Below are 23,668 nucleotides of genomic sequence, written 5' to 3' on the forward strand. Positions count from 1 at the left end.
AAGCCTGGCAAGCCTGCCGTCGGATACAACGTTTTGTTAATATTTGCCGGATGTTTGCTTATGTTTTGATCCTGTCTTAGATTGAGCTGGAAATGAGCACTTTTTACCCGGTTAGATGGCTGATATTATTCCCGTTACTGTTCCTGCTGCACTTGGCGGCGAGCGCGCAGTTACGCGTGAGCGGAACGATATACGACCGCTCCGGCCGTTTCGGTATGCCGGGCGTTAGTGTGATGAGCACTTCCGGCGCCGGTACTGTCACTGATTCCATGGGGCGTTACAGCATCCGTCTCACCCTGGCAGATTCCCTCAGTTTTTCCTATCAGGGCAAAGCCACTATGAAGTTCCCTGTCAACGAGATCCATCCTAACAGGCCGTTTGATATGAAGTTGCATGTGGACGTGACCACATTGCCTACCGTAGTGGTTTCCACGAACCGGTTAAAGGACTATTCCGCAGACTCCGCAGCATTCCGGGACGAATACCGGAAGGTATTCGATTATGCGCCATCGTTACTGGGCGGCACCAGTGGTCCCGGAGGCGTAGGTATCAACCTGGACATGATCTTCAATGCGAAAAAAGTAAAGCGCATGGAGGCTTTCCGGGAGCTGTTGGAACGCGATGAACAGGAAAAATATGTGGACCATCGTTTTAACAAGGCGCTGGTGAAAAAGATCACCGGTCTTGAATCACCAGCGCTGGAAGTGTTTATGAAACAGTACCGTCCCACGTATGCGATGTTCAGCTATTTCCGCAACGACTACGAATATTACCTGTATATCCGTGACAATGGCCGCCAGTTTGCCAAAGTATGGGCGCTGGAACACCCTGCCGTAAAAGATCCTGCCGGATTACAGATCATACCGGGGCATTAGTTAACCTGCCTTGCGGATATCATCGATATTCATCGGTCCCCTGAAATTATTAGGAACACCGATGATAATATCCTTTACATCAAAGTAAGGAGCGGCGAACGTTTTGGATTCGCGCAGATATCCTATGAGATAACCAAAGTGTTCCAGGTTGTCGGTTTCGATGATCATAAAATCAGAAACCTGTGCATGGGTAAAATCACAATCAAACAGCCGGACGCTGCATTGATCTGCAAACTTGTCAAGAACAGGCCTTACTTCCGTTTCCACGAAGTGATCACGTTCGGGCCGGGATTTTGTCAGCCATTGCGCAGTGGCTTTTGCTGTGAGGATAATTGTGTAATGCATGATAGTAAAATTGAAACACAAAGCTATTCCCGGCGTCGCTGAAACCTGTTGACATAGGTAAAGAAATCAGCTGGCCGATAATTTACGACGGATGCGGCTCAGTTGCGTAGGGGAGATGCCCAGCCAGGAGGCGATATGGTATTGCGGGACCTGTTGTTCCACGTCCGGAAAAGTTTTACGGAAATTAAGGTAGCGATGGGTGGCGTCATACAATGCCAGTTCTATTTCCCTTTGTTCTTTCTGCACGAAGACCGATTCCGCCCATTTACGGGAGAAACGTTCCAGGTCGGGGCATGTATCGTATAATCGGATAAACTGCCGGTAGTCTGCCACCCATATGCGTGCCCGGGTCAGTGCCTGCTGGGAGAACAGGGCGGGGCGGCCGCTGACGAGGGAGGCATAGTCTCCGAAGAAGGTGGGCGCGGAAAAGAGGACCTTGTTGTATTCCTCGCCGTTCTCTTTCCGGTAAAAGCCGCGTACGATGCCGCTTTCCAGGAAAGCCATGGTCCTGGCGATTTCACCTTCCCGTATGAAGAAGCTGTTTTTGTCCAGCGTGGCCGGTGAGAACAGCGGGATGACCTGTTGCCAGGTGGTTTCCCTTAAAGGGTAGAGTTGTTCAAAGAAAGAACGGGACGATTCCATAGTATGTCTTCTTATAAAAATGAGGACGAATGAAACATCGGTTTATTGTTTTAAATATTTTTTCTATCTTTGCACCGCTGCTGACATCTCTGTAAGGGGCAGATGTTCCTACCCACGCCCCACGAACTAATCTTTTTTACCCAAATTAAAGAACATGCGATCTATTGCATTCTATTGTGATGCACATAGTGTTGAAGATAACGCTATGGAGCAGTTGCAGCAGTATTCCCAAAAACCGTTTGTTGACAACATCTGTGCGTTTACAGACATTCATTATTGCGCCGAGAAGGCCCTGCCAGTGGGCGTGGCCTTTAAAACCATTGATTATTTTTACCCGTTGATCACGGGTAAAGACATTGGCTGCGGCGTGATGTATCTTAAAATAGATAAACAATACTGGCTGCGGCCGTTCGATAAAAACGCCCACTACCGCGCTTTTGCGCAGGCGCATACCCAGATGACCGATGACGGTCTGGGTGGCGGCAACCATTTCCTTTCTATTGAAGAGGATAACGAGGCCGTATATATTATTTGCCATACCGGCACGCGGGACAGGGGCATTGCGCTGTATCAGCATTGTATACAGCTCACCCGTGATTTCTCGCAGGCATACGGCCGCGATGTGGACTATGTGCACCGCGATTTTGTACAGCCGGATTTTATCCGGTATTATCAGGACATCCTGCAGTTTGGCTATGAGCGGCGGAAAAACTTCTGCATCAAGACGCTGATCTTTTTGCAGAACGCCAATTACCTGGTCTGCAATAAAGCGGCCATTGACAAAGGCTATCTGACGCACAGCTACCGCGACCAGCAGGAGGAAGGTGTGTTACATGGAACACCGTATGTACTGGAAGATTCCATTCACAACCACCTGCGTTTCTCCGGGAAAGAAATTATACACCGGAAAGGCAGCACAGAACTGCAGCAGGGCAAAACCGCGGTGATTCCGCTGTCGATGTCCAGGGGCAGCCTGCTGGCCAAAGCGGGTTATCTGCCTGGTGCAGCGGATGCACTTTATTCCTGCTCCCATGGAGCAGGCAGGAAGCTGTCGCGTTTTGAAGCGATGAAATATTGGAAGACCGTACTGAAGGAAAAACAACGCAGGGCTTATAAGGAGCAGTTCAGTGAACTGCTGGACAGGTCCGGTAATTTCCCTTCCGGCTATATCCAGGAGTTTGATTTCGCTTACAAGGACGCCTCTGATGTTTTCAGGCTCCAGCCTTACCTGCAAAAGGTAACGCAGACCACACCAGTGGTGACGGTTAAATACACTGAAATTTAATAATTCCCCATAGCCCGGGGCTTCTATCCCCGGGCTATATGAAGGGGGAAGCCTTTAATAGATCAGCCGGAATGATGCAGGAGCATATTTGTTCAGGTTAAAGGTAAATGTTCCATTCTTTACAGCAACAGGCGCTCCTTTTTTATTCCCGCGCAAATCAAGTGGCAACAACGCTTTTACGTTTTTATTGTCATTAAATTTCACGGTACATTTTCCTGAAATGCCGGCTTGCTCCCATAAGCGCAAAATAGTTCCCTCTCCGTCCGGATTTTCGCCGAATGCTGTGATGAGTACACCTGGTCTGGAAATATTTATTCCCTCATTTAGAGATGGCAATTTTCCCGGTGCACCTTCTGCGGTTGCTGTTAATAACGGCAAACGGGTTTCCCATGAGTGTTGCACCAGGTCGGTTATGGTTGAACTGCCTTTGCCCACCGGCCATATGCGGACGCTTTCTGTCCACGAACCTTCCTGCCACAACGGGAAATTGGTGTTCCACATGTTGTTATAAAGATTGACAAAAACGGTGGGTACCCGGGGGATGTAGTCCAGGGAATATTGCCATAGGCCGGGTTGACCCAGGCTGATCAATGGTGCGTCTGCAGAGGATAATGCCATGCCGGATTTATCGGGCTGAGTGACTGCTACACCGGAATTGACAGCCATCAGGTACCGGTTGCTGCCTGGTACAATGTCTTTGGCCGGGTTGACAGTCCCTCCCGGGCGGCCGATTGTGAAGGTTGGCGCTTTCACGTTGAACGGGAAACAGAGCCAACCTCCCTCTGGCTGTTTGTCCGGTGTCTTGGCAGTTACAGACCACATAACGTCCACATATGCTGCCTGGCGGGGGAACGTAAACGTCAGCGAGTACAGCTGAGCATGGCCTTCAGGGTTGGTTGCTGTCAGAGTAGCAATATCTGCTACGTTGCTATGGGCAACATCAATTTTCCATTCTCCGGGCGTGAAGGCCAGGTAAGGAGCCTTTTCAGCATCGATCATTCCGGGTTTACCAAGGTCATTTAATCCCCAACCGTCTTTTATACGGCTGTAGGCATTAAACCATTTGTCCACTTCGCGGGTGCTGAACCGTTCATGCAAAAACTGGCCAATGACATAGGTTGCAGTGGTGTCCGCGAATTGACGGCCTGTCGATTTTTCGATCAGTGAAGATATACCACCTCTTGCAAGGTCAAAGGTCACCTGGAAGTAAGGGGTACTCAACACGGGCTGTTGATCATGGACAGTGTTTTGAGCTGTTAGTTCACCGGGGGAGAAGGAAAGATAGCCGGATGACGGCACATCTTTTATATAACAATAGCTTCCCTTCTTCCAGGGATTTTCAATCATACCCGACCTTTTCCATGGAAGGGGATTATATACCACCATGCGTTTACCGTCTCTGTTGATGGAGGAAGCAAGCAGGTGAAGATGTTGACTACATTCGTGGCTGACAATATCGTTTGTATTCAGGATATACTGACGTTTTTCATCGTAAGAGTGAAGCCATTTTCGTTTGCTGCCTATGGCCGTGTTGTGCGCGTCACTGTTTTTCAGCAATGCATAATTGCCATTTGCGGGCAGGGGCTCTGCGGCTGCTTCGTCCATCCATTTTTTCCAGTCTTCGCCATAGCTGTAGCGGGGGCCATATTCGGCGTTCATTCCCCAGGTATGTTCGCCATACAGGAGGCTTTGTTCATATGCCTTTGCCAGTTTGTCTGAAATAGATGCCATAGGGATTCCCCAGCATTGCATTTGTGTATGCAGGCCGTCCAGCGCAGATTCAAGCGGACGGATGTTTCTGGCGATTTTGGTTTCCTTTGGGTTGGATTGTATGCCGTGTATCCAGGTGTCGGGGCAGTCGCCCCTGACAGTTGGGAGGTCCGGATGTTCAGCGAGGACTGCTCTGGCGAAATCGTCCAGCGTGCCGAAATGTATCCTGATGCCTGGCATTTCCTTTGCCGCATAGGCGAGGAGCTTTTCAATTTCCTCCGAAGAAGGCGGACCATGATTATCGCCTGTCATTTGCATGGCCAGGTAATTTTTACATGGCCAGTTTTCAGTCGGCCTGATATCAGACCCATAAAGAGCCGTGTAGTTACAGAGTATTTTTGAACCATCCGGGCCTTCCCACCAGAACAGTTCCGGAAACCGTGGGTATTGGCTGGCGGGGTTACAGCCCAACTGAAGGAATTTGATCCCGGCATGTTGCAGTAACGTGGGCATTACCCATGAATGTGCCGGAACATCCGTCATCTTTGCGCTGATGGTCATAGGTAGGCCGTATTTCCGCGTGATCGCTGACGAGTAGCCGAGGCCCCGCACCAGATCTTCATAGTCCAATGATTCCGTATGGGTAGTAAAGTGGAGTCCATGCACCGCCAGGGTGCCGTTTTTTATTGCATGTTCTATTCTTGTTCTCCGTTCCGGAGTTTGCTGAGGGCCGAGTATTTGTGCCTGCAAAGGCCACCCTGAAACCGTCCAGGCGAAACGTTTTTCCTTTGGCAACAACGCATTTTTTTCCATGACGGTCAATGCATTGGTCATCATTTCTTCGCGGTAACGTTTGAACACGTTTTCCGGCAAGTCAGTGAAACCCAGATCGAAGTGGGTCTTAAACACCACCCATATGTCAGTCACCCTGGGGTTGACTGGTTGTTTTGTGTCGCGCTGTTGCGCGCTGATAGCAGCTATTGATACGACCATCAGCAGCAATACAAGATTTGTGCTTTTCACGATAGAAATTTTTGAGATACGATGATCTCTTTCTGAAAGGAAGTACACCGGTTTTTTCAACACCCAGGTCCATTGTTCAACTGTTTAATATCCGGCATTTGGTTTATAACGTGGCCAGGCAGAAAGTTCATCGTTTAAATGTATATACATATATACATATTTGCAAGATTTTTTTTCAGACAGAATGATCAGCTCCTGAGGCGCTTCAACCTGATAGTGCCCAGTGATGTGATTTTTACAACGACATGAAAGGATCATGTCACGCTGTTTTTGCTGCCGCAACTTATTAAATATGTTTCTACATATAGACATATTAAAATTGTCATCATTATAAAGACAGCCATTAACTGTGACTGATAAAATTAAAAATACCGATTGGTATATAATTCGTAATATTGTCGTCCAGATCAATCTTAAGTATATGGAAAATCAATTTGACGTTGTTGTCATCGGCTCCGGTCCGGGCGGCTATGTAGCGGCCATCCGTGCGTCCCAGCTGGGATATAAGGTAGCCATCGTGGAAAAATACAGCACCCTTGGCGGCACCTGTACCAACGTAGGCTGTATCCCTGCCAAGTCCCTGCTGGACAGCTCCGAGCATTACCATCAGGCGGAAGTGCAGTTTAAAGCGCATGGCATTAACACCGGCGGCATCAGTCTGGACTTCGGGCAGTTTATCCGCCGCAAGGGCGAAGTGGTGGCACAGAACACTTCCGGGCTGGTATATCTCATGAAGAAAAACAAGATACAGGTATATCACGGCGTAGGCAGCTTTACCGATACCACCCATCTGAAAATAACTGCCGCAGATAACACGGTGACCACCGTGACTAGCCGTTACTTCATCATCGCCACCGGCTCCAAACCCTCCACCATACCGGGAGTGGCTATCGATAAAAAGCGGATCATCACTTCCACGGAAAGCCTTTCGCTGCCGGAGAAACCGGCCTCCATGGTTATTATCGGCGGCGGCGTGATAGGAGTGGAACTGGCTTCTGTATATGCCCGTATAGGCACCAGCGTTACCATCATAGAATATACCAGCAACCTGATACCGACCATGGACCAGGAGCTGGGCAAAGCCTTGCAGAAGTCGCTCCGCCAGCTGAAAATCAACCTGCTGCTGGGCAGCAAGGTGCAGTCGGCCGCCAATAACGGCGCCACTGCCACCGTAAAATTCCTCGATGATAAAGGTGCGCAGCAGGAGATCACGGCCGACTACTGCCTCGTGGCGGTAGGCAGAAGAGCCTATACAGACGGGCTTAACCTGGCCGCCATTGGTATTCAGACAGAGAAAAACGGTAAGATAAAAGTCAATGATAAACTTCAGACCAATGTGCCCAACATCTACGCCATCGGTGATGTGATAGACGGCCCCATGCTGGCCCATAAAGCGGAAGAGGAAGGCGTATTTGCGGCGGAAACCATACACGGCATGCATCCGCACATCAATTATGCTCTGGTGCCCGGTGTCGTATATACGTGGCCGGAAGTAGCTGCCGTAGGCGCTACGGAAGAACAGCTGAAAGCACAGAACGTAGAATACCGCGTGGGCAAATTCCCTTACATGGCCAGCGCCCGCGCCCGTGCCTCCATGGACACAGACGGATTTGTGAAAGTACTGGTATCACCGAAATACGGAGAGATACTTGGCGTACACATCATCGGGCCACGCGCGGCAGATGTCATTGCACAGTCCGTACTGGCGATAGAGCAGGAGATGACCGCTGAAGAAATGATCCGCTCCTGTTACGCGCACCCCACTTATGCGGAAGCGCTCAAAGACGCTTACCTGATAGCTACCGGCCAGGGTGCGATCAATATCTAATTTGCTTAACTTGCCGTTACAAAAAAAACACCTGTACTGTAATGGCAATTGACGGCATAAAGATTATTGACAGCGACACGGCACATGATGTCTATTCCGGTATCATGGACCTGTACGACGGTGGAGCAGACCTGCCAACCATTGAAGCAACGTTTCCGCTGGACAACGAAGAATACCGGTCCGACGCACTGGACCACGAACTATATGTGACTGCCTGCGGGCTTGCCCTGTGGGAAATAGGCCTGATGGACGCTCATAAACTGGCGTTCATCAGGTCTGTTATTGTTAAAGGCGCTTTCATTAAAGCATGGGATGCTGACGGGCCTGACGGGAAAGCCAGGCAAAAAGAGCTGGACCGTTACTGGAAAAAAATCAGTCAGCCTAACCAGAAAATCAGGGGCAGAAAAAAATACCGCAAGGTGACCCGTTTCTATTTTCAGCCCAACGACGTACTGGCGTTTCAGTTAGAAGATGGTCATTATATGGCGGCTCTTTGCGCGGAAATACACCAGCAGCGTGGCGTTTGCGAATACATGATGGTGCCCCTCACTTACTACGGAGCAACCATACCTGCTGAAAAAGATCTTCATCACTGTGCGCTGCTGGGCCGCACCATCCTGTCTTTTTATGATATCCCTACCACCAGAGAAATGCAGCCGGGCATAGAACGGATATGGCAGCACCTTGGTGGTGAACAGCAGTGTTTCTTCGGGCTGAGCAAATTTGGCCTGACACACCGCGATGCGGCCGTTTGCCGGCAGCAACTGACAAAAGTAGGCACGCTGGCCATCGTGGAAGGATTAAATGATACGGCCATCCGTGGCACGGTGAGCGGATTGGAATCACTCCGGAAACGTTTTTATAATATGGTGTCCGAGCTGAAGGCGGGGACATCTGACATGAACCAAAGCTGGCCGGTCAGCGTAGTTTGTAATATTAAATAGTATGGAACCACTGAAAGAGATGTTCAACCGCGATTTCTACCGGCATTTTGCTGATGTTTTTGCGGCTGCGGATAAAAAATTTGACCGTCATGGTTTTTATAAAGATGTGACCGATGCGCTGGAAACCCGCGAGCTGAACGACCGTTTGCGCCATACTGCCCTAATGCTGGGAAAACATCTGCCTCAGGATTATAAAAAAGCGGTGGAAGTATTAATGAAAGCAGCCCCTTCGCTGAAGACCGGTTATACCGCGCTGGTATTGCCTGATTTTGTGGCGCTATATGGCAAAGACCATTTCGATCTTTCCATGAAAGCACTGGAATACTTTACCACACTGGGTTCCGCGGAGTTCGCCATCAGGACGTTCCTCAAAGCGGATTTTAACCGTACCCTTACGGTGATGAAGCAGTGGGCGGTCCATGACAATCACCATGTCAGGAGGCTGGCATCAGAAGGTAGCCGTCCCCGCTTGCCCTGGTCGTTTAAGCTCGATGCCGTCATCAAAGATCCTTCGCTGACGCGGGACATCCTGGAATCGCTCAAAACCGATGATACCCTGTATGTCAGAAAATCCGTGGCCAACCACCTGAATGATATCTCCAAAGACAACAGCGCCTATATGTTGCAACTGGTGAAAGGGTGGGACACGCAGCATCCGCACACCGGATGGATCGTTAAACATGCCAGCCGCACGCTGATCAAAAAAGGCGATAAGGATTCCCTGAGCGTATTTAACTTCGAGAAACAGGTGAAAGTATCGCTGGCACAGTTTAAACTGAGCGCCCCTTCCATCCGCCTCGGCGATGCGCTGACATTCACCTTTCTGCTGAAAAGCGAAAAAACGTCTCCCCAAAAACTGGTGATAGACTACGTGGTACACTATCCGAAATCTTCGGGGGAACTGTCACAGAAAGTGTTTAAACTGAAAGAGGTGGTGTTACAGCCGGGAGAACAATTGACTTTCACCAAAAAGCAGGAATTTAAGGATATGACCACCCGCAAACATTATAAGGGGAGGCATTTGATCAGTATCCAGGTGAACGGAAAAATATACGGTGAACAGGCTTTTCAATTAAAGATAACCTCGTGAGGTGAACAATCTGGCGAAAAAATCGTTTATTAGTGGTTTGTAACCCAACATTTAAACCACTATGAAGTTAACTTTCAAAACCCTCGCTCTCACAATTATTGTGTCACTTGCAGCCATTGCTGTTATCAACCCCGGACGAGCCTGCACGCGTGTTGTTTACAAAGGTCTTGACGGCCTGTTGCTCACCGCCCGGTCAATGGACTGGAAGGAGGACACACAAACCGATCTCTGGATTTTCCCAAGGGGCATGTCCCGCAACGGGGAAACCGGCGCGCAGACCGTTAAATGGAAATCCAAATATGGCAGCGTAGTAGCCGCTGCGTACAATATTTGCAGCACCGACGGGATGAACGAAAAAGGGCTGGTGGCCAACCTGCTCTGGCTGGCCGAATCCAAATACCCTGACTGGGACCGTCAGAAACCGGGCCTGAGCATCGCTGCCTGGGTGCAATATGTGCTCGACAATTTTGCTACCGTAAAAGAGGCCGTGGACGAGTTGCAGCAGGAGCGTTTCACCATCGTGTCCGACAATGTGCCCGGACAGGCCAGGCTGGCGACCCTGCATCTTTCTATTTCCGATGCCACCGGCGACAGCGCCATCTTTGAATATGTGGAAGGTAAACTGGTGATTCATCATGATGCCGCTTACCAGGTGATGACCAACTCCCCTGTGTACGAGAAACAATTAGCGCTGAACGAGTACTGGAAAGAGATTGGCGGCACTACCATGCTGCCGGGCACCAACAGGGCTGCCGACCGTTTTGTGCGTGCTTCTTTTTATACGACCGCTATTCCTAAAACAAAGGATTACCGGTTGGCCGCTGCCAGCGTGTTCAGCGTGATCCGCAACTGCTCCGTGCCTTACGGTATCAGTACGCCTGACCAGCCCAATATTTCTTCCACCCGCTGGAGGACCGTGTCAGACCAAAAGAACATGATTTATTATTTTGAGTCTGCGCTCACGCCCAATACTTTCTGGGTGGATTTCAGCGATGTGAATTTTTCGCCTAAGGGAGGTGTAAAGAAACTCTCGCTGACCAAAGGAGAAGTATACGCCGGCAATGTGGCCGGGTCCTTTAAAAGAAGCAACCCCTTTAAATTTCTGGGCCCGCAATAGCAGACGGGTATTGTATTGGATAAAGCTACCAGCGTTTGCTGGTAGCTTTTTTTTATCTTTATGTAAATCACATTTCCCATGGATGACAAAACCGCGTTAGTCGTACAGTTGTTTGGCAAAAACGCCCGCCTCTACGAAGAAAAATTCATGGACACACAAGGCTATCAAAATGCCCTGGACGTGTTTTGCAGGCATATTCCCCGCCAGGAGGCCAACATCCTGGAGCTGGCTTGCGGGCCAGGCAACATTACCCGCTACCTGCTGCACCTGCGGCCCGATTTCCGGGTGTTGGGCACCGACCTTTCGCCAGACATGCTGGACCTTGCGCGTAAGAACAATCCCGGCGCTATCTTCCAGCTGTTGGACTGCACTGATATGACAACGTTGCCGGACCGATATGATGGCATCATGGTCGGTTTCCTGTTGCCTTATCTTTCTCAGGAGGCAACGGTCAAGCTGGTCCGGGACGCAGTCAGCATGCTGCAGCCCGGAGGCGTGTTGTATCTGAGTACCATGGAGGACGACTATACGAAATCGGGCTGGCGGAAGTCCAGTACCGGTGATGATTACTACCAGTACTTTCATCAGGGTGCATGGCTGCAGCAAGTGTTGCAGGAACATGGTTTCCATGTGGTCCATGAGCAGCGGATCGCCTCTGCCAACGGGGATGGTACGCCGGTGACGGATTTAATCCTGATCGCCAGTCTGTAGTGATGGGAATACCAGAAGCATACCTGGTAGAGATGGAGTGCAGTTGTAGTTTTCAAAAGGAACATTCACCCCGGGATCAGGCGGTAGCCAGCACTTTTCTGTCTGCCGGACGGAAGTACCAGGATATCACAGTGAGGACCAGCAACAACAGGGACGGGAAAATGTCTTTCATCGCGTCGCCGGAGATGAGATGTGAAGCGAGTGCGCCCGTCATCATAAAGAAAAAGCCTGCATAGGCCCATTCTTTCACCAGTGGAAACCTCGGTGCCAGGATGGCTATCACCCCCAATATTTTCCAGGCGCCGAGTATCTTCAGTATGTAGACAGGGTAACCCAGGTGGGTGATAAAATCGTTTTCAGTTTTCAGTTGCAACAGTTGTACAATGGCGGTGGAGGTCATACCTAACGCCAGCCAGAGGGTGGCGATCCAGTAGATGATTTTGTTTCTTTTAGACATGATGTGTTATTTTTTGAATTTGATAGCTGCTTTCTCGAGGCGGTTGTGTGCCAGGCCCATGCCGCGGGCCATGCCTATCTTCAGGTATTGTGCTCTTTCTTCCAGTGTTTTGTAGATGATATGCATCCGGAGTTTGCTGGTGTCTTCGGTGAGTTTTTCGAACTCGAGGAATTCCAGTTGCACGCCAAAGCCGCTGTTCTCCATTTCAAATGTGCGGGTGATTCTTTCTTCGGGAACGAAGTCGTGGATAGTGCCGCTGAAGCCGTGTTTATTGCCGGCCGGGTCGGTGGTTTCAAATTGCCAGCTGCCGTGTTTTTTGTTCTCCAGTTTCAATACTTTGGTGCCCATCCATTCCTCCAGGATTTCAGGTTCTGTATATGCCCTGAAAAGCAGTTCCAGCGGCAGGTCGAATTCGCGGGTGACAATCAGTTCCTGTTTGCCTTCTTCGGCATGTACTTTTGTTTTCAGTTCCATTTGTCCTTATTTTTTGGTTTGATATTTTTTCATGATGTCTTCCAGTTTGTTAAACCTGTCGTCCCACATTTTACGGAACGGTTCAATGAAGTCTGCTATCTCTTTCATTTTATGAGGGTTTAAATGGTAATAGATCTCTCTGCCGTTTTGTTCCTGCTTCAACAGTTCACATTCCGTAAGTATGGCCAGGTGCTTGGACACTGTTGGCCTCGCGGTGTCGAAGTTGGCTGCGATGGCGCCGGCTGTCATAGCATGCGTGGCTACCAATAACAGTATGGCCCTCCGCGTGGGGTCTGCTATGGCTTGAAATACATCTCTCCGTAAATTCATTGTGTAGCTATTTGACTACAAATATATGTGTAGTTATTTGGCTACGCAAATTTTTTTTGATGTTTTTTGAAAAAAAAGCAAAGGCCACTTTAATCACCGGTAGGAATCTAATCTTGTTAAAGAAAAATACATATTATGAAAACGAAGTTTTGGATTTTTGCATTGGCTTTTCTTTATCTTTCCATGCGAACGGGTGCGCAGTAATTGGTTTATCGGGGAAGATTGGGTACAGTCACCTTTTGAAGAAGAAAACGAACAATAAAAAGAACAATATCATGGAATTTTTACCAACTGTCAGCAAGGAGGCTATCGAAGCCGCAGGCACAGAAGACTGGGATTTTATCTATACGGTACTGGAACCCTATGAGAACGCCATCGAAGAAGCAGAAGACGAAGAGGAAATTCTTGACCAGCTGAGTGACGACCAGCACGCGCTGTTGATCTACAACGCGCTGTACGGCCAGGTTACCAACGGTGGTTTTCTGCAACTGATACACAATGGATATGGACAATTTGCTTTTGATCCGGTTTTTGTGGAAGACCTGCAGCGCTGGTCTATGAATGAGACGGCCACTCTTTTAGAGAAAGCCATGACGATTTATGAGGAAAATAAAACCCTCCTGGAACAGGAAAGAGACCTGGAACAATTTTCGGCATTGTATAAGCAGTTCACCGCCTTTGAGCCGCTGGACAGCAAATTTTATGATATCATGGATGAAGAAGTGAAACGTTTCAGAAATTATATTGAAGCGCACCTGGATTCGTTTGTGAAAATAGCAGCAGCGTAAACATGATGGACCTTGAGCAATACAAACAGCAGTTCAGTGAGGATGAACGAGCTGCTCACCACCGACCTGGACAGGAAATAACGCAGGCAACGGCTGACCTTTAGGTCAGCTTTTTTTATGGCCGTCAATAATGAATGGCGGAGACCGGTATGTACAGAAAAAAAATATGGAAGAGCTAAAACTTTTTTAAAAAGCCTCCCGTATCTATACCATCTGACCGGAAAAAGTATTGAAGGAGCCGCAAACATATACCGAACAAGAACTGATTGCTGCGTTGAAATTACGCAGGGAAGATGCTTTTAGCTATTTGTACGATCATTATGCCGCTGCATTAAACGGCGTTATCCTTAATATCATCCCTGAAATACACACCGCAACAGACATCTTACAGGACGTATTCATCAAAATATGGAGACAGATAGATAGTTATGACCCTTCGAGAGCGAGGTTGTATACCTGGATGTTTACAGTCGCCAGAACGATGGCCATTGATCATGTCCGGAGCAAAACCTGGCAAAATAATTTGCGGAACAGCGCTCTGACAGAAGGCAGTCATCAACTGGCGGATACAACCAAACTACCGTCAGATGAGCTTGGCCTGCGTAAAATAGTACATACTTTAAAAGAGGAACACAGGACAGTACTGGAATTATCTTACTTCCAGGGATATAAACAGGAAGAAATCGCACAGCTGCTCCAGATTCCTGTGAGCACCGTCAAAACCAGGCTCCGGGCCGCTATTTTACAATTGAAAAAAAAGATAAACAGTTAACGTGGACATCAAGGCATACATAGAGAGTGGTATCATTGAGAGCTATGTTCTCGGGCTCGCAGCGCCGGAGGAGGAGGCTGAGCTGCTGGAGTTGAGCCGGACGTATCCCGAAGTGAAGGCGGCTGTTCTCCATTGCGAGAAATGGCTCAGTGAGGTATCAGACCAGTATGCGGTAACTGCTCCCGCCGGTTTGAAAGCACGGTTGGTAGACCATTTGCAGGATGAATTCACGGAACCGGAGCGGCAGGTACCGGTGCTGCCTATACGCCGCGAAAATATTTTCAGGTATGCAGCTGCGGTACTGTTACTGCTACTGGGTATCAGCGGGTTATTGAACATCTACTTTTACAACCGGTACAGAAACGTCAGCCAGGACTTTGTCCACCTGCAATCTCAGCACGATATGATGGCAGCTGACAACAAGGTCTATCAGGCCCGTTTTGCTGCCATGACGCACGAGCTGCAGCTTATCACCGCGCCCGGCACCCTGAAAGTTTTACTCTCCGGCGTGCCCGGCAGAAATGACAGCCAGGTAACGGTTTACTGGAACACACATACGAAAAATGTTTACCTGATCATTAATCATCTGCCGGTCCCGCCAGAAGGCAAGCAGTATCAGCTATGGGCGTTGGTAAATGGAAAACCGGTATCGGCCGGGTTATTGGAAAATGCATGCAGCGATCTGTGTGCTGTAGCACCTGTGCAGCAGGCGGAAGCATTTGCTGTTACGCTGGAAAAAGCCGGTGGCAGCCCTGCCCCGACTATGGACCAGATGTTTGTGCTGGGCAAGGTGAGCATCTGAGCAGGCTATCTCTTATTATCTTACGCAATTTTTTTTGGGTCGTCAAACTTTTTAGGATAAACTCCCGTATCTGGTATGTGCATGTGTTTTTAAGGTAGTTAGGATAACTAATTATAATCTTCATTTCGTTAATTTATCTAACAATTATTTTATGGAAAAATTACATCCGGAATTGCCTCCCGCAGGCAATCATGAAGACCTGTTGCCCGGAAAATTCGGCAGAAGGAAATTTCTTTCCTATTGCGGGCTGGCCGCTTCCGTTGCCACTATTTCCGCCTGCAAAAAAGACAATGACAATAACAATATGCCTCCTGCAGGTAGTATAGATCTGGGCTCCGGTGATATCGGCATTCTTAATTACGCTTATGCCCTGGAACAGCTGGAAGCTGCTTTTTATACCCAGGTGGTAGCAAGTCCGTATTCCGGTATTACTGCCGGTGAACTGGCGTTGCTGACGGATATCCGTGATCACGAGGTGGCCCATCGGGAGTTTTTTAAAGCGGCTTTGGGCACCAAGGCGATCGTCAGTCTGGAAGTGAACTTTTCTGCCGTCAACTTCGGGAGCCGTGACAGCGTACTGGGGACTGCCAAAGCATTTGAGGACCTGGGTGTTTCTGCTTATAACGGCGCAGGGCAATTGATCACAGATCCGGCATATCTGCTGCTCGCCGGAAAAATTGTATCCGTTGAGGCGCGCCATGCCGCCTATATCCGCGACCTGATCAGTAACGGGTCTTTTGCAGACAGTACGGTGATAAATGCCAATGGGCTGGATTTGGCGAATAAGCCTGCTGACGTATTGATGGCTGCCAAACCTTTTCTGAAGTCAGTATTGTATGCCGGTAATTTACCTATGGTGTGAGCTATGTTTTTCTGTATCTCAAAAAAATCAAAACATGAACATTCAAAATATTATCACTGAAATAGAAAAGATCGACCCGGAAGTATATGATCGTCTTGACAGCCGCAGGGGAACAATGCAGCATCTTGCGCGTTGGGGCGGCCGGATTGCCTTGACGGCTTTACCTTTTGCATTGGGCGGCTTATTCAAAAAAGCATATGGCCAGTCTGCAGGAAGCGGTGTCGCGGCGGTGCTCAACTATGCGCTCACACTCGAATACCTGGAGGCTGAGTTTTATACAAAAGGGGCCGCGTCCGGTGTGGTGCCGGCAGGTACCCCTGCGGTAGGCGCTATTAACACCATACGGGACCACGAAAATGCGCATGTTGCGTTCCTGAAGAGTACACTCAGTGCAATAGGCACTACTCCTGTGTCCAAACCTACATTCGATTTTACCGCAGGCGGAGCATTTGCGGACGTATTCACCAACTACGATACTTTTCTGGCGGTGGCGCAAACATTTGAGGACACGGGTGTAAGGGCCTACAAAGGAAGAGCGGCAGAGCTGATCAGTAATCATGCCGTGCTCACGGCAGCACTTCAGATACACACCGTGGAAGCAAGGCACGCCTCTCATATCCGGCAGATGCGAAAGGCAAGGGGCGCCAATCTGAAACCCTGGATTACCGGCAAGGATACCGGTGGAATAGGCGCTGCGGTGCAGGCCAGCTATAATGGAGAAGAGCTCACCACTCAGGCCGGCGTGGACATCACCAAATTTGCCAGTATCAATGCTGCCAGTGAAAGCTTTGATGAGCCGCTTACCGCCGATCAGGTACTGGCTATCGTAAAACCATTTATCGTGTAAACAACATTTTTCATCTTAATATAATCAATCATGAAAAAATCAATTATGCTGCTGGCCATATGTCTGCCGGTAGCCATGCAGTTCTCTGTCACAGCAGCTCCTGCGCACAATCATTACGATTACATGGTTGTAAGGGATTGGACCAAATCCACGACAGCCACATGGCCTGCTGAGAAAGAAGGTAAGACGATCTGGTACAAACTTGACAAAAAAGGTGGTCTCTGGTGGAGTGAAGACGGCAAAAAATGGTCGGCCGCCAAAGACGGCGCCTGGACCGACAAAGACGGCAAATGGCTGAAGATTCACGAGCATAAGCTGGTGTGGAGCACTGACGGAAAATCGTGGTCAGAAGTGCCGGAATGGAAATGGGAAGGCTCTGATGGAAAATGGTATAAATTCGACAGCAATTGGATGCTGTGGGTGAATGTTTAAGGGAACGGTGTCATATTGACTCTTTAGAGCAATCCGTAGAAAAGGGCTATACCAAAAGTCAGTTGTACTTTTGGTTAGCCCTTCATTATGATATAAAGACAGCCGGGGTACCGTGGATGATGTGAGTTACTGCCGGCCTGCCTTTAGCGGATTGGGGTGAAAATTATTTTGACGTCGTTATTTTGATAACAGGCGTATAATTAAAGTATCCGGCGGGGTTGTCTGCTCCGCCGATGCGGGCCGCAGCCCGGATATAGTACACCGTGCCGGTTTTGAGGCCGGTAAATGTTTTTTCGTAGACAGTAGCTTCTACTGTTTCGTCTGGTACGTTCTGTACATCCTGTATGTCATTCAACGTATAACTGTTTACATCGATTCCTTCGGTGGGGCCGATAATAGCTGCCAGCCTGGATATCTTCTGTGTGTTGTCGTTGTGTTTTACACTATACTTCACCGTTACACTGTTGTTAGTGACGTTGCTTGCCGCTGCCGTCACTTTCAGGAAAGGCGTAACAGGAATATCTTTTTGTGTATTGGCGGCAATATCCACTACTACCGTGTCTTTGTAGTAGAACGGTCCTTCCGCCACAATGCGGTACCTGCCGGTGAAGAGCAGGTTGTTGTTGTAGGAGCCGTCGGGATGCACCGCAGTGTTAATGGGATTAGGATTGCTGCTGCTGTACCCTACCTGATAGTAACGGAGCACGGCACCATTGAAAGCCTGTACGGGCACGGCTTCATTTGTTTTGATATCGGTCAGCCGCCCTTGTATACTGGCATCAGGAGCGGGGTAGTTGTCTTTTTTGCAGCTGGTCAGTACGGCGCTGCCCAGCAGGAGCGCCATACAGCTGTTGATGATATGTTGTTTCATGTGTTGTCTGTTGTTTTGGTTAGAAACCCGGGTTTTGCACGAGGTTGCTGTTTTTGTCGATCTCACCGGTAGGGATGCGCTGGTAGTACATCCGTGAGAGGAACGTGCGGGTATTTTTAGGCGCGGGCACGATCTGGAAGCTGTATTGCATGTCGGCAGGTGATTTGCCGTTTTCCCACATGAGCCATGGGTACAATGCGTGGAACTGTGTGTTGTTCAGCAGATCGGTGGCGGTGCGCCAGCGGCAGATATCCCACCATCTGTGGTTTTCGAAGGCCAGTTCTACCTGCCTTTCATGTCTTACCTGGTCACGGGTGACGCTGCCAAGGAGTTTAATGCCGGCGCGTTCACGCAGCTGGTTTACTGCATTTAGCGCATCGGCGGTTTTACCCAGCTCTATGGCCGCTTCTGCATAGTTCAGCAACACTTCTCCATAACGGAACACTATCCAGGGCGTGGTGGAGCGGCCGTCTGCCAGCCTGTTCACCGGGTCCATGAATTTTTTAACATAGAAGCCTGTTTTGGTGGGATCGCCGCTAAGCAGCGGGCCGTCCCTGCCTACGCGTGGGATGCTGTTGGCGCCGCTGCCGTAGGTGTCTGTCAGGTTAGCGGAGGTAAACTGTACGCCGTTGTCTATTACGCCTCTTCTTAATTCCACGGTACCGCCCTGCCAGGGAGCGCCGGGGTAGAGGATGCTGGCGAGGAAGCGCGGGTCTTTGTCTTTAAACAGGTCGGCGGTGTTTTTATAAAGAATGGGATTGCCGGCAGCATCATTGATTTTCAGTTTGCCCGGGGTGCCGTCGGAGTACTCAAAACTTTCGACCAGTTCCAGGGTGGGATTGGTGGCGCAGCCATAGTCGATTTTAAAGCTCTGCGGCGCGTTGTAGAAGTCGAATCCGTGGGCCAGATCGGGCGACTGATATGTCTTTACAAAGATGACTTCCTTGTTTTTGTCGAGATCGGCGCCGGTCAGGAACAGTTGCTGGAAGTTGGCTGTTTTATCGCTGTAGCCGTTGAACAGTTGGAACTTTCCGGAGTTGATGATCTGTTGTGCCGCATCGTAGGCTTTCTGCCAATAGCCGTCAGCGTTAGCGGCGATGCCAACCGCGCCGCCGAGTTGCACCGCGCCGTATTTCGCTATGGAGGCGGCATAGAGCATCGCGCGGCATTTTAAGGCGAGGGCGGCATAACGTGTGGCACGGTAGCGTTCATCGGCATTGTAGGATTCCGGCAGCTGGCCCATGATAGCATCCAGCTCGGAGGCAATGAAATCATATACTTCCTGTTCTTTATTACGCGGCACTTTCAGTTCTTCGATATTACCGTTGTAGCGCTGTACTTTCGTTATCAGGGGGACGCCGCCGTACCGTTTTACCAGGGAGAAGTAATAGAACGCCCTGACAAAGCGGGCTTCGGCGAGAAAGCGGGTCTTCTGTTCTTCAGATATATTTTTGGCGTCAGGGATTTTTTCGATAAAGTCGTTCACGTTTCTTACCACGTCATACCGCCACCAGCCAAACATTTCATCGCCGAGGATGGGATCGAGCGTAGCGCCCCAGCTGTAGGAGCGTACGGCTTCATCGCTGGCCTGGCTGGGGAAAGCAGCCTGGTTTCCTTCCACCCAATAGTCAAAGGCTTCGGTCTGCATATTATTATAGAGGTTGGCGGTAAGCGCCTGTATGCCGGACACGGAGCCATAGGCGGCATCATCGGAGATGATGTCCTGAGCTTTCCTTTCCAGGAAGTCTTTGTTGCAGGAGGCCGACAGGGTCAGCATCAGCGCAAAGGATATATGTTTATGTAGTTTTCTCATGACAAATAATTAAGAAGATCAGAATTGCAGGTTCATGCCTAGTGTGAGTACCCGTTGCTGCGGATAGTACTTACCGTTACCGGCGGCATTGGTATCATCATTGGTCGGCATTTCCGGGTCAATGAATTTCAGGTTGGAGAACGTGAGGAGGTTCTGTGCGGAGAAGTAGAACCGTACCTGTTCAATTCCTGCTCCTGACAACATGGACTTAGGCAGGGAATAACCCAGTTCTATTGTCTTCAGACGCAGGTAGGACGCGTCTTTCAGCCAGAAGGAAGATACTCCTTTGTTGTTGTCCAGTCCATTGGCCACCGTGGAAGGGTATTTGCCCGGCACCCATTCGCTCTGCGGATTGTATGGATCGCTGCGGTGCCAGCGGTCGGTGAAGTAGGCGAATGCGTTGGCGCCGTTGCTAAACGGGTCTCTCATAGCGCCGTCTATCAGGATATTGTAATTGGCGGCGCCCTGGAACAGCATGGAGAGGCTGAAGCCTTTCCAGGTGGCGGCGAGGTTCAGGCCATAGAACAGTTCCGGTGTGTTGCCGCGACCGATAACGGTGCGGTCGTTGCTGTCAATGATACCGTCGCCGTTGAGATCTTCATATTTGATATCGCCGGGCTTAAGGGTGGTATTGCCTTTACGGTCCTGTATGGCCCAACCGGCAATTTCTTCCTGGTGCTTAAACTGGCCAGCGGCTTTATATCCCCAGATCATGTTGCTCCATCTGTTGTTGTAGTTGTCTTTCCAGTTGGCGAAGGCGTTGGTGGAGCTGGCGCGTTCCTGGTACAAATTACGTGTACGCGTCCAGGTGATATTGGGTGATACGTTGAGTACCACATTGCCGATTTTTTTGTTGTAGCCCAGCGCCAGCTCGAAACCCTGTGTGCGGTCACTGTTGAGGTTTTCGGCCGGCAGGCCTGCGCCATAGGTGCCCGGCAGGGAAAGCACTCTTTGTGCGAAAAGGCCGGTACGCTTACGGGAGAAGAAGTCCAGCTCCACGGTGAACATATTCTGCAGGAAACCGGCTTCAAACCCGATGTTGGCGGTGGTGGCGTTGAACCAGGTGATGAGCGGGTTAGGAAGGCCTGATGGTGTTAATCCGCCTACGATATTTTTCCCGAAGATGTAGCCGCCTTCCGGGTAGCGGTAACCGGTGAGGTATTGGAACGGATTGGCGGAGCCGTCGTCGCCCATCTGGCCCCAGGAACCTCTGATTTTAAGGTTGTTGACCACACGGGTCATGTTTTGGAAGAAGGCCTCATCGCTCATTCTCCAGCCGGCAGACACGGTAGGGAAGAAGCCCCACCTGTGATCGGGCGCCAGTTTGTAAGAGCCGTCGTAACGGAAGCCCAGTTCCAGCAGGTAGCGGTCTTTGTAGTCATAGTTCACCCTGCCTACGTAGCCCATATAGGCGGCTTCGCTGGCTTTGCCGTTATTGTTTTTGTTGGTGTTGGCGCCGGCAAAAAGCTGGTCCAGCGCATCGAGCATAAACTCGCGGTAGGCCTCGAACTGGCTGCCGATGGTCTGTCGTTGTTCAAACAGCAGTAAACCTTTCACATGATGGTCACGGGCAAATGTTCTGACATAGCTGAGCGACAGCTGAGCGAGGCTGTTCTCTTCCTGTTGTTGGTCCTGTCTGAGGTTGGTGGGGGAGTTGCCAATATAACCAACGTCGTATTTATTCGTAGCGGCGTTATAGTTATAGAGGTTAAATTGTTTCACCCATTTTTTATTGTTGGCGGTGCCGGACTGGTAAGAGTAGAGAGCTTTAGCGCTCAGTCCATCTACAAACGGGATGTCGTAGGTAAGGGAAGCGATGCCGCTCAGGTATTTGTATTGCTGGGCGGAATAACCTGAATAGTCACTGTTCATGGAAGCCAGCACGTTCTGGCTGAAGTTGGTCACGGCATAATAATCCGGGTTGTTATTGGCGTACAGCGGGTAGGTGGGGTATGCGCGCTGCACCTGGTCCATCAGCGTTACCGCTTCTGCTGCAGGGTAGTGGCGGTTTTCGAGCCGGCCGCCGAGGTTGAGTTCTGCGGTCAGTCTTTTGTTGATTTTAGTGCTGATGTTGCTGCGGAAGTTGTAGCGGTTGAAGCGGGTGTCGCCGCTCTTCCACATGCCTTGCTGGTTGAGGTATCCGAGGGAGAAGAAGTAGCGGGTGGATTCGGTGCCGCCATTTACGTTGATGTTATGATATTGCTGCGGTGTGTTTTGGCGGATGGCGGCTTTATACCAGTCGGTGCTTTCGTAGCCGGGCTGTCCTTCGCGGTATTTCTGCACTTTGTCGGCTCCATATACCGGAGCGAGGCCCTGGTTGAGCTGCGATTCATCCGTCAGTTCTGCGAATTCGGCCGCGTTCACATATCGGGGGTAGCGGGCATTGCTTTGCAGGCCGAAGTAGGTGTTGTAGGTGATTTTTGGCCTGGACAGGTTTCCTCTTTTGGTGGTGACCAGCACTACGCCGTTGGCTGCTTTGATGCCGTATACCGCGGCGGCAGCGTCTTTGAGGATGGAGATACTTTCTATCTCCGAGGGGTCGAGCTGATCGAAGGTAGAAGGCACGCCGTCTACGATTACGAGGGCGTCGCCAAAGCCTCTGATGTCGATGCGGGAACCGTCTTTACCGGGTTCGCCGCTGTTCTGTACGGCGCGGATGCCCGGTAGCCTGCCAGCCAATGCGTTGCTGATGTTGGCCACTGGTGATTTGGCGATTTCCTGTCCTTTTACAGCAGCTACAGCACCGGTGATATTGACTTTTTTCTGCGTGCCGTAACCTACCACCACCACCTGATTGAGGTCGCTGATGGCTTGCGTGAGCGTTACCTGCAAGGTAGCCTGATTACCGGCGGGTATTTCGCGGGGCGTGTAGCCCACGAGGGAAAACACCAGCACATCTGTTTCCCGGGCTTCCAGTTTAAAGGCGCCGTTTTCATCTGAGTGGGTGCCTTTTTGTGTGCCTTTGATGCCGATGCTGACATAGGCCAGCGGGTTTCCTTTTTCATCTGTTACGCGGCCGCTGATAGTGGCCACTACGGCGGCGGGCGCGATGTTGCCGGCAGCGGCTTTGCGGGTCACGATCACGGTGTTGTCGATGATCTCATAGGAGAGCGGCTGTTGATGGAGCGCCGCTTTCATGACCTGGTCGATGCTGCCGCGGGAGATGTGGAGGTTGACAGGTTTGGTGCCGGTCAGCCATTCATCGCGGTACACGAAGGTGTAGCGGCTTTGTTGCTCTATGAGCGCGAAGATGCTTTCGAGCGGTTTGTTTTTTACCGACACGGTGATCTCTTGTGCAGATACACCGGCAGATACCTGGATGCAGAATAGTGTGAGCAGTATAGCGGTCAGCTTCATAACCCTGATGACTTTATTACGGAGGCAACGGCCCTGGGGCGTTGTTGCCTGTCGCCTACCGTGGCGACTGGTGAACAAAAACCGTGTTACGGGCACGGTTTTAACATAACAATCCAATTGCATAGATTTGCAGTGTTTGGGTTTAGAGATCAATAATCTTAGTCGGATGTTGTTTTACGGTAACCCGGACATATAGCCAGGGGCGGGTCCAAGCGCACCTGGTTTTTTTATGGGATACCGTGTAGCGCGGCTTACAGCGCGTTTTTCATAACGTTGATGATTTTGGTTAATAA

The 23,668-nt window shown here is 50.1% G+C and carries 22 protein-coding genes; 13 read left to right on the plus strand and 9 right to left on the minus strand.

The genetic code is table 11. The features are described 5' to 3' along the window. Positions 1-92 precede the first annotated feature (92 nt). The gene (locus HGH92_RS26175; RefSeq protein ID WP_168873767.1) at positions 93-875 is read left to right on the plus strand and encodes a carboxypeptidase-like regulatory domain-containing protein; all 783 of its coding nucleotides are present in this window, start codon (positions 93-95) and stop codon (positions 873-875) included. Here the strand turns inward: HGH92_RS26175 and HGH92_RS26180 are convergent, their stop codons facing one another. Together HGH92_RS26180 and HGH92_RS26185 are read right to left on the minus strand one after the other, a co-directional pair. Beyond that, a complete protein-coding gene (locus HGH92_RS26180) occupies positions 876-1,220 on the minus strand; it encodes a darcynin family protein (protein WP_168873768.1) in 345 nt (114 codons plus the stop codon). 66 nt (positions 1,221-1,286) lie between these two features. Beyond that, entirely contained in the window at positions 1,287-1,862 is a 576-nt protein-coding gene (locus HGH92_RS26185) for a Crp/Fnr family transcriptional regulator (protein WP_168873769.1), read from the minus strand. Positions 1,863-2,016: 154 nt separating this feature from the next. Here HGH92_RS26185 and HGH92_RS26190 point away from each other — a divergent pair, with 154 nt between their 5' ends. Continuing rightward, a complete protein-coding gene (locus tag HGH92_RS26190; RefSeq protein ID WP_168873770.1) occupies positions 2,017-3,147 on the plus strand; it encodes an RtcB family protein in 1,131 nt (376 codons plus the stop codon). Positions 3,148-3,201: 54 nt separating this feature from the next. On the opposite strand, the gene HGH92_RS26195 is transcribed toward HGH92_RS26190, so the two are convergent. Next, positions 3,202-5,880 (minus strand): hypothetical protein, encoded by a 2,679-nt coding sequence (locus tag HGH92_RS26195; RefSeq protein ID WP_168873771.1) that lies wholly within the window; start codon positions 5,878-5,880, stop codon positions 3,202-3,204. Between the two features lie 421 nt (positions 5,881-6,301). Here HGH92_RS26195 and lpdA point away from each other — a divergent pair, with 421 nt between their 5' ends. The 5 genes from lpdA to HGH92_RS26220 all read left to right on the plus strand — a co-directional run bounded on the left by lpdA (position 6,302) and on the right by HGH92_RS26220 (position 11,570). Beyond that, positions 6,302-7,708: a dihydrolipoyl dehydrogenase gene (gene lpdA / locus HGH92_RS26200; protein ID WP_168873772.1), complete on the plus strand. Its 1,407-nt coding sequence runs from the start codon at positions 6,302-6,304 to the stop codon at positions 7,706-7,708. A gap of 41 nt (positions 7,709-7,749) precedes the next feature. Then, entirely contained in the window at positions 7,750-8,652 is a 903-nt protein-coding gene (locus HGH92_RS26205) for a hypothetical protein (protein WP_168873773.1), read from the plus strand. A 1-nt stretch (position 8,653) separates the two neighbouring features. Beyond that, positions 8,654-9,742: a DNA alkylation repair protein gene (locus HGH92_RS26210; RefSeq protein ID WP_168873774.1), complete on the plus strand. Its 1,089-nt coding sequence runs from the start codon at positions 8,654-8,656 to the stop codon at positions 9,740-9,742. Between the two features lie 61 nt (positions 9,743-9,803). Then, positions 9,804-10,859, plus strand: a complete 1,056-nt coding sequence (locus HGH92_RS26215; protein WP_168873775.1) for a linear amide C-N hydrolase — start codon at positions 9,804-9,806, stop codon at positions 10,857-10,859. 78 nt (positions 10,860-10,937) lie between these two features. Next, positions 10,938-11,570, plus strand: coding sequence for a class I SAM-dependent DNA methyltransferase (locus HGH92_RS26220; protein WP_168873776.1), 633 nt, complete (start codon positions 10,938-10,940; stop codon positions 11,568-11,570). 76 nt (positions 11,571-11,646) lie between these two features. On the opposite strand, the gene HGH92_RS26225 is transcribed toward HGH92_RS26220, so the two are convergent. Genes HGH92_RS26225 through HGH92_RS26235 form a run of 3 tightly spaced genes read right to left on the minus strand, consistent with a single transcriptional unit; the run spans position 11,647 to position 12,831 of the window. After that, on the minus strand, positions 11,647-12,027 hold the full coding sequence (locus tag HGH92_RS26225) for a DoxX family protein (RefSeq protein ID WP_168873777.1): 381 nt from the start codon (positions 12,025-12,027) through the stop codon (positions 11,647-11,649). 6 nt (positions 12,028-12,033) lie between these two features. Then, positions 12,034-12,501 carry an SRPBCC domain-containing protein gene (locus HGH92_RS26230; protein WP_168873778.1) on the minus strand — a complete coding sequence of 156 codons (468 nt, stop codon included), beginning with the start codon at positions 12,499-12,501 and terminating at the stop codon, positions 12,034-12,036. Between the two features lie 6 nt (positions 12,502-12,507). Beyond that, a complete protein-coding gene (locus tag HGH92_RS26235) occupies positions 12,508-12,831 on the minus strand; it encodes an ArsR/SmtB family transcription factor (RefSeq protein ID WP_168873779.1) in 324 nt (107 codons plus the stop codon). Positions 12,832-13,106: 275 nt separating this feature from the next. Between HGH92_RS26235 and HGH92_RS26240 the strand changes: the two genes are divergently transcribed. The 6 genes from HGH92_RS26240 to HGH92_RS26265 all read left to right on the plus strand — a co-directional run bounded on the left by HGH92_RS26240 (position 13,107) and on the right by HGH92_RS26265 (position 17,334). Beyond that, positions 13,107-13,619, plus strand: a complete 513-nt coding sequence (locus tag HGH92_RS26240; protein ID WP_168873780.1) for a DMP19 family protein — start codon at positions 13,107-13,109, stop codon at positions 13,617-13,619. 274 nt (positions 13,620-13,893) lie between these two features. Continuing rightward, complete coding sequence (locus tag HGH92_RS26245) at positions 13,894-14,391, plus strand: RNA polymerase sigma factor (RefSeq protein ID WP_168873781.1); 498 nt, start codon at positions 13,894-13,896, stop codon at positions 14,389-14,391. Position 14,392: 1 nt separating this feature from the next. Continuing rightward, on the plus strand, positions 14,393-15,193 hold the full coding sequence (locus tag HGH92_RS26250; protein WP_168873782.1) for an anti-sigma factor domain-containing protein: 801 nt from the start codon (positions 14,393-14,395) through the stop codon (positions 15,191-15,193). A 151-nt stretch (positions 15,194-15,344) separates the two neighbouring features. Further along, on the plus strand, positions 15,345-16,055 hold the full coding sequence (locus tag HGH92_RS26255) for a ferritin-like domain-containing protein (protein ID WP_168873783.1): 711 nt from the start codon (positions 15,345-15,347) through the stop codon (positions 16,053-16,055). A 34-nt stretch (positions 16,056-16,089) separates the two neighbouring features. After that, positions 16,090-16,902 (plus strand): ferritin-like domain-containing protein, encoded by an 813-nt coding sequence (locus HGH92_RS26260; RefSeq protein ID WP_168873784.1) that lies wholly within the window; start codon positions 16,090-16,092, stop codon positions 16,900-16,902. A 30-nt stretch (positions 16,903-16,932) separates the two neighbouring features. Continuing rightward, positions 16,933-17,334: a DUF1349 domain-containing protein gene (locus tag HGH92_RS26265; protein ID WP_168873785.1), complete on the plus strand. Its 402-nt coding sequence runs from the start codon at positions 16,933-16,935 to the stop codon at positions 17,332-17,334. Between the two features lie 163 nt (positions 17,335-17,497). Here the strand turns inward: HGH92_RS26265 and HGH92_RS26270 are convergent, their stop codons facing one another. Genes HGH92_RS26270 through HGH92_RS26280 form a run of 3 tightly spaced genes read right to left on the minus strand, consistent with a single transcriptional unit; the run spans position 17,498 to position 23,375 of the window. Then, positions 17,498-18,205, minus strand: a complete 708-nt coding sequence (locus HGH92_RS26270) for a DUF3823 domain-containing protein (RefSeq protein WP_168873786.1) — start codon at positions 18,203-18,205, stop codon at positions 17,498-17,500. Positions 18,206-18,224: 19 nt separating this feature from the next. Then, the gene (locus tag HGH92_RS26275; protein WP_168873787.1) at positions 18,225-20,018 is read right to left on the minus strand and encodes a RagB/SusD family nutrient uptake outer membrane protein; all 1,794 of its coding nucleotides are present in this window, start codon (positions 20,016-20,018) and stop codon (positions 18,225-18,227) included. A gap of 18 nt (positions 20,019-20,036) precedes the next feature. Next, on the minus strand, positions 20,037-23,375 hold the full coding sequence (locus tag HGH92_RS26280; protein ID WP_168873788.1) for a TonB-dependent receptor: 3,339 nt from the start codon (positions 23,373-23,375) through the stop codon (positions 20,037-20,039). Positions 23,376-23,668 lie beyond the last annotated feature (293 nt).

The organism is Chitinophaga varians (assembly GCF_012641275.1).
GTDB lineage: Bacteria > Bacteroidota > Bacteroidia > Chitinophagales > Chitinophagaceae > Chitinophaga > Chitinophaga varians_A.